This window comes from Congregibacter sp. (assembly GCF_965662665.1).
Lineage (GTDB): Bacteria > Pseudomonadota > Gammaproteobacteria > Pseudomonadales > Halieaceae > Congregibacter.
Genome location: NZ_CBFIIF010000038.1, coordinates 16,990 through 23,832, shown reverse-complemented (window position 1 = coordinate 23,832; position 6,843 = coordinate 16,990). Strand labels below are relative to the sequence as shown.

The following is a 6,843-nucleotide window of genomic DNA, read 5'->3' as shown; positions in this document are numbered from 1 at the left end:
TACGAATCTGCCGTCAGGTTTGCGGCATAACTTGGGAATGCACTTATCGAGCTGTCCAATTTATGGGGTCCATTTCTGTTCACCCTGGGCATCAATCGTTGGACGAGCCTATACCCGGACGATAGTCTCGGCTCGCGTGGGGGAGGAGTTCCTCGAGGTCCAGTCTGACGGGCTTGTCGCGATGCTCCACAAACAGTGGCGCCTGATCGGCGTAGTGGGGTGATGACTCATCGAGTGTAGCGCTGCCATAGTTATGAATAGCCCGTGAGCTCACTTCGCCCTCTGCATCCCACTCAACGAACATGATGTAGCTGTCGCCGGCGACATTGTGTAGCTCGCCGTTATCTTGATCGGCCTCGGTGTATACCGCTCTAAGGATGTCTGGTCCGCCGTCCAGAGGCCAGCTGGCGGTGCCTCTAACGTGTTTTACAACGTCACCATAGGCGGGATCTATACGGTCGAAGTGCGTTTGTAAATGCGCCTGCGCTCGAGCGAGCTCCTGCGCGATATCTACGCCATCCCGTCGCTGTCGGCTGTCGATGAGAGGGGTCATCGTGAGCACCGCCAGGGCCGCCGCCCGGTTATCACTTTGGGTACCCAAATTCCAGGACGCGAGGAGGTCGAATGCGGCGTGGAGCTCGTCGGGGATTGTCTCTTTGCCCTTCGCCAGAAACTCCCTCAGCCTTTTTATTGCGTCGAGTTCTTCGTCGTAGAAAACATCGTATTTGATACGGTAAAAATCATCTCGGCTTAGTAATTCCTTGGCATCCAGAAGCCGCTTCAGACGCAGGGCGCGGTTTGTTACGCCGGTTTCGATGCCCATCGTTGGGGAGAAATCTGCGGCTTGCGGCTGGCCTGGCCCGACGCTGGACAGGTAGGGGCTATTGTTGGCATTAAATACGAAGCCGCTGGGAGGATTTCGGGTGGCAGGGTTCGCGCTAAAAGGCAGATAACCCTCCCAAATGAGTTGAGAGTCATCGCCGGGCAAATCCTTTTGCCAGTTCCAGCCCTCTATGCGTTTTGGAAACATCGCATTGTAGTAATGAGCGATGTTGCCGTCGCGGTCAGCATAAACCTGATTGATGGAAGGCTGGCTACCCATGGCGAGGCCGGCCTCGAACTCTTGCATATTGGTAGCTTTGTTTAGCGCCAAATACTGATCAAGGGTTCGTACTTCACCCATGCCGGACCAGCGGATCGCGAAAGTCCCGTGATCAAGTTTTAACACCGGACCGTGGTGCGATAAATACAATGGCTCTTTGAAAGTCCAGTAGAATGGCCCAAACACACGAACAAGAATCTCCGCCGAGCGCACTTCCAACGGCACCCATTCACCGTCCAGCAGGTACTCCTCGTCGTTCTCGGGATTCATGGTGAGCTGATAAACGTCCACAAGGTCCGGCTTGTTGACGGTACTGGACCATCCCAGATAGCGATTGTGACCGTGCAGAATGATGGGAGAACCGGGAAACGTTGCGCCAGCGATGTCCCAGCCTTCCTCGGAGTGAAGTCGTGCCTCATACCAGGCAACAGGCCCCGTAAGGGGTTGATGAGAGTTGATTAGTAGCCTGGTTTTTCCGTCGCTGGACTTGTGAGGGGCGATGGCGACCCCCTGACTGCCCAATTCCGCGCGGACCTCGGAGGTAAAAGTCAGCGCGTCATCCCCTTGTAAAGCGAGCTCGCGGTCGCTGCCGTCAAACAGTGCGGTCAGTGTCTGATCAAAGCCGTAAAACAGCGGGAGCTTAAAGGTAAATCCCGCTATGAGGTCCTGGCCTCGAATAGGTAAAACAAAATTCTCGACCTGATCCGGGTTTTGCGCTGCGTAGAGATTGATTCCATTGGCGTAGGCCTCGGCAACATCGCGGGCTTTTTGGCTGAGCTTGCTCTGATAGCCAGCATCCACCGCTTCCCAAACGCCCATGAGTTGAATCAGGTAGTCAGTTTTAGCGGCGTCTGGCCCGCGTACTGCGGCAAGCTGTCCCCGGGTGGCCAGCACTACGTCCTGGAGCGTTGCAAAGTCATCCTCTGCCTGCGCGTAAGCTAAGCCAAACGCGGTGTCCGCGTCGCTTACTCCATAGATATGTGGAACACCATACTCATCGCGGATGATTCTGACATCGTATTGCTCGCCAAGGGCGAGGAGTGGGCCTAGGTCGACCTTAGCCGGGCGGGTGGCGACAATATTCGCAATAGCGGCAAGCGCAAGCAGTGTGAGCGTGACAGCCAGTGCGCGAGACGTTCTCATGTTTATCTTCCAGATTGGTGTGAGAGCGCATCCTAACCTTTGTGAGGGATGCTTGCTCTTTTACAGCTCCCGAGACGCAGCTCTCTTCAGCCAGCAGTAGCCCAGGGTTTCCTGGTGACGCCGAATGTCCTTACTGCGGTATCGCTGAACTCTCTATACCGTTGCCTGCGTTAAGCCTGGCGAGGTGTACAAAATATCCTTTTTCGTCACTAGATAGACTGAATATCTGTTAGCCTGTCCGTAGAAAAATTACGAGTATCGACAGCATTACTTATTTGTTTACAGATCGAAGTTGTCTCATACGGGGCGGGCTGTTCTTGTGCCTTGTTGCCGCGTTATTCAACCCGCTGCGGGTGGCTGGTGCAAGCTCTGCGGAGCCGCCCGCAACGCTCTCAACCCGTAGCGATGGCACAAACTACAACTTAAGGTATACCGGTCGGGCAGAACGCGTGTTTCTGTTTTTAAAGATCTATGAGATAGCTCACTACGCGGCACGGGCAGATGGCGCCGCCTTGTCTTTCGAGACTGTGATAACGGATCAGAGACCCAAGGCCATCCTGATTAGATTTGAGCGCAAGCTAGGCCGGGATCGCATTCGCGAAGAGCTGGCCAAGAGTCTTAGAAAAAATGCCCAGGAGAACTGGCTCGAAGATGCCGGCGCTAGCGTAGACGCATTCATGGCGGCCATCGACCGTGATGCAAATGCAGGAGACCAGCTGGTGTTCTATTGGCTGCCCGAGGGCAAGCTGATGGTTGAGTTCAATGGCGAGCCATCGTTTGAAACGAAGGATCTCGCCTTTGCAAAACTGATTTGGTCCATCTGGTTTGGTGATGATCCGGCGTGCGAGCGCGAGGGCTTACTTGCACAAGCAGCATCAGCGCCTGTTATGGCATCGGGACACTAAGTTCTATGCAGCCAGCGGGCTCACTTCTTGCGCGCGAAGAAACAGCGCCATTAAGCTGGAAAGCAATTCCAGCCATCGCACATGGAGATGGCGTCGCTCTTCGCGACGCTATCCGAAACCGCAGGCCAATGGTGATAATGGACCTTGCCGCTGACTGGCCCGCGCTGAAACGCTGGACGCCTGAAGACTTGTCATCCCAATATGGTCATCACGAAGTCCCCGTTTATGATCTAAGCTTTGCGAACCCTGGCGATGCTTACATGTCGAGCAAAGGCACTATGACCCTCGCTGAATTCCTTGAGAAGACGCAATCCCAGGGTCAGGATTTGCGCATGTTTTTGTACAACCTGTCGCAGAAAATCCCCAGCCTGCTCGACGACATCCACTTCCCGGATGTGGGCCTAAAGTTTTCCCGTCGTTTCGTTTTCAGTTTTTTTGGCTGCCAGGGGAGTACCACACCCTTGCACTACGACATCGATATGGGCGATGTACTGCATACGGCGATTCAGGGACGACGCAGAATTCGATTGTTTTCGCCCCAAAGTTCCCGGGCGATTTATCAGCATCCTTTTACCGTGCGTAGCTATGTCAATTTGTCCCAGCCTGATTATGGACAGTTCCCCGCTTTGGCCTATGCAGACGGGTATGAAGTCATTCTTGAGCCCGGACAGACGCTGTATATGCCCAGTGGCTGGTGGCACGAATTTTACTATCTGGACGCTGGCGTGGGTGTGTCTTTACGCGCGCCGTCTCCCCTATGGCTGGATCGGGTCAAGGGGGTAAACAATTTGCTGCTGGACACTATTGTCGACCGTTTGGCCAACTACTGTGCACCACAGCGGTGGTTTGCCTGGAAGACACGCCGTGCAGCTCAGCTTGCCAACTCTCAAGTTAATAAAAACGCTATTGGTCGCCCGGTGCTGGCGGAATGTGATCCATGAAAACTGAAAAAGGCATTATCGAGTACGACCGCTTTGCCATACCCTATCGTCGCTACGGGGATCATCCCAACGTACTCATTTGCGTCAGCGGCATCCTCCAGACTATGGCCGTTTGGCGGGCAGTGGCAAAGCGTTTTTCACCGCACTTCAGTGTCATCATCTTTGATATGCCCGGAGTGGGGCGCTCGCAAATACTCAATGGCAGTGCGCACGTTACGGTCCAGGAACAAGTTCAGGTTGTCCACGCGCTGGTGCAACATGCAAATCCTGAGGGAGAGTTGACGTTAGCCGGAAGCAGTTGGGGCACGGCTATTGCCGCGGGTTATGCCTCGGAGTATCCCGAGGCTGTGCAGAAACTCGTGCTGAGCAGTTTCGGTATGCAGCCCAATGCCGAAATGGAAAGTATTATTGATCGTGCGAAGGAATTGTATGAATCTCGCGACTTTGCTGCGGGTGCTGAACTGATCGTAGGAATGTTTGGTCAGGAAATCGGCCTGACCTACAAGCGTCAAATCGCATCACAGTTTGAGAATCTTAGTGATGCTAATGCCGACGCCTTTTATGAGCACTGCCTAAATATACTCACTCTAGGTCATTTAAAGGATGCTGTTGATCTTACGAAGATTAGTGCCCGGACTTTGATCGTGAATGGATCGGAAGATCGAATCATCGATCTTGACGATATGTGGGAAGCCCAGGAAATCATTGCTCACTGTGAGTGCTTGCTTATCGAGGGTGCCGGTCATTTCTTGCACTTTGAACGTGAGGAAATTCTCGATGACTACGAAGGCTTTTTACTCGATACAGCCTGAGTCTGTTTCCGTAGAAAACTCTTAGGGGCGAAACGCAGCAGATGCGCTGCGTTTCGCCATGTAGCTACGGGCCAACTATCTACCCTATCTTATCCACGCAAACGCTTAGCGATACCTTGTAGTGTCTGGGAAAGGTCATCGACCCTCCGGGCGTGGTCCGCGGGGATGTCAGATGAGCCCAGGTTTTTTGCCATCTTGTTCAGCTCTCGAGCCAGGGAGCGATCCCGTTTTTCAGAGCTCATTGCTGTTTGCGCACGACTCAGAGCGTCCCGAAGCGCCTGTTGCATGTCACTGCTGAGACCGTTGTCTCGATCCAGCTGGTCAAGATAGGCGAGGGCTACGGTGGGCTCCGCCGGCCAGCTCACACGAAACTGCTGCTGAGGATTAAACAGTGCACCCTGGTCAGCGAGCTTGGCTGCTGCTATCTCGTTCTCGCTCAGGTGATCACTGGCGACCAGGTCAAATACATCCAGTCCTCGCACAATCTCTGTGCCGTAGATGAAACCTTCGTACCAGTACACGGACCAGAATCCGCCGGTGATGATTTCGTCTTCGAAGTAGGGGCCGCGGTCAAAGTAGCCTATCTCCACTGGATTCTTGGAGTCGCTAAAGTCGATCAATGAGATACCACCCTGATACCAGGCCTGGACAAAGATATCGCGACCGGGAACAGGAATAATGGAGCCGTTGTGCGCTACGCAGTTCTCCGACTCCAGCTGCGGAGCAGGCATTTTGAAGTAACCACCAAATTCCAGCTTACCGTCTACGATGTCATAGATCGCGTCAGCACCCCAGGTAAGTGGGTCCCATGCGCGACAGCGGGCCCGGGAGCCTCCACCCCACTCGTCGGTAAATAAAACCTTAGTGCCATCGTTGTTAAACGTGGCGGAGTGCCAGTAAGCAAAGCCTTTGTCAGAGACGACATCAATGCGCGTGGGTTTAGCTGGATCACTGATATCAAAGATGATGCCGTTGCCCGAACAGGCGCCGGCGGCAATGTTAGCTTCGGGGAACACGGTAATGTCATGACACTGATCCGTGGGCGAAGTGTCCTGCGTGCCTTCTCCGTGATCACCGCCACGCCAGAGGCCCGCCGCAACACCGCTTTGAGGGTCCGCGAAAACCCGCGGGCTATCGACAATTTTCGCGGCCGCGGGGTTGTCTACGGGCACTTCGATAACGTCGATACGAAACAGTGCTGTGCGCTCATCGCCCGCGACTTCTCCAATACAGCCTTCGAGCTCTTCTTCCTCGCGAACAGAGGAAGTCCCCGAGTTGTAAACGGTGATGATGCCGTCCTTGTCAGGACCCGATACCACGGAATGGGTGTGCGAGCCCCGGCATGTTTGTACGGCTCCTACCTGACGCGGCCGCGTAAGCTCGGAGATATCGAAGATGCGCAGTCCTCGGAAGCGCTCGGCACTCACATCTTCGGTTACGCCCTCGAGACCGCAATCCAGGCGACCACGATTTTCTTGCGCAGACATAAACAGCAGGTCGCCTACGATAGAGACGTCGCCCTGACCGCCCGGGCATACAATCGAAGCCATGAGATCGGGCGCGCCGTCGTCCTGTAACTGATACACGTTAAAGCCGTGATAGTTGCCGGCCACCAACACATCATCGCGAAACGCCATATCGGTATTTGCAAAGCTCAGCATGGGGCGACGAGAATTTTTTGCGTCCTCTTCAATGGTGGTCGAGCGCTCTTCGCTCTCGGACTCCGCGTCCCCTTCGTCTCGTTCGTCCCCTTGGGTGTCTTCTTCATCCAGCGCCTGAGCACCGCGCTCGGCAGGATTGGCGGGATCGAAGAAACCATCAGGTTTACGTAAGCTGGCAATGAGCTCCATGTTAGAAATAGCTTGTTCCGCATCGAACACGCCGGCCTTCAGTCCTGACCTGGGATCTTCAGACAAGCTCACGAGCATGCCATTCATACG

At 54.5% G+C, this 6,843-nt stretch carries 5 protein-coding genes; 3 read left to right on the top strand and 2 right to left on the bottom strand.

The genetic code is table 11. The features are described from left to right. Positions 1–91: 91 nt before the first annotated feature. Positions 92–2,245 (bottom strand): acylase, encoded by a 2,154-nt coding sequence (locus tag ACTG39_RS12680; protein ID WP_439107934.1) that lies wholly within the window; start codon positions 2,243–2,245, stop codon positions 92–94. Between the two features lie 317 nt (positions 2,246–2,562). Between ACTG39_RS12680 and ACTG39_RS12675 the strand changes: the two genes are divergently transcribed. Genes ACTG39_RS12675 through ACTG39_RS12665 form a run of 3 tightly spaced genes read left to right on the top strand, consistent with a single transcriptional unit; the run spans position 2,563 to position 4,903 of the window. Then, positions 2,563–3,150, top strand: coding sequence for a chalcone isomerase family protein (locus tag ACTG39_RS12675; protein WP_439107933.1), 588 nt, complete (start codon positions 2,563–2,565; stop codon positions 3,148–3,150). Between the two features lie 5 nt (positions 3,151–3,155). Further along, positions 3,156–4,091 (top strand): cupin-like domain-containing protein, encoded by a 936-nt coding sequence (locus ACTG39_RS12670; RefSeq protein WP_439107932.1) that lies wholly within the window; start codon positions 3,156–3,158, stop codon positions 4,089–4,091. After that, the gene (locus tag ACTG39_RS12665) at positions 4,088–4,903 is read left to right on the top strand and encodes an alpha/beta fold hydrolase (RefSeq protein WP_439107931.1); all 816 of its coding nucleotides are present in this window, start codon (positions 4,088–4,090) and stop codon (positions 4,901–4,903) included. The genes ACTG39_RS12670 and ACTG39_RS12665 overlap by 4 nt, the downstream gene beginning before the upstream one ends. Before the next feature lie 89 nt (positions 4,904–4,992). Here ACTG39_RS12665 and ACTG39_RS12660 read toward each other — a convergent pair. Next, positions 4,993–6,843, bottom strand: a 1,851-nt coding sequence (locus ACTG39_RS12660; RefSeq protein ID WP_439107930.1) for an LVIVD repeat-containing protein, incomplete at its 5' end; no start/stop codon positions are given.

Bases quoted from the DNA above. Each gene is read 5' to 3' on its own strand.
- ACTG39_RS12680 (WP_439107934.1), bottom strand. From the start codon at position 2,245: ATGAGAACGTCTCGCGCACTGGCTGTCACGCTCACACTGCTTGCGCTT.
- ACTG39_RS12670 (WP_439107932.1), top strand. From the start codon at position 3,156: ATGCAGCCAGCGGGCTCACTTCTTGCGCGCGAAGAAACAGCGCCATTA.
- ACTG39_RS12665 (WP_439107931.1), top strand. From the start codon at position 4,088: ATGAAAACTGAAAAAGGCATTATCGAGTACGACCGCTTTGCCATACCC.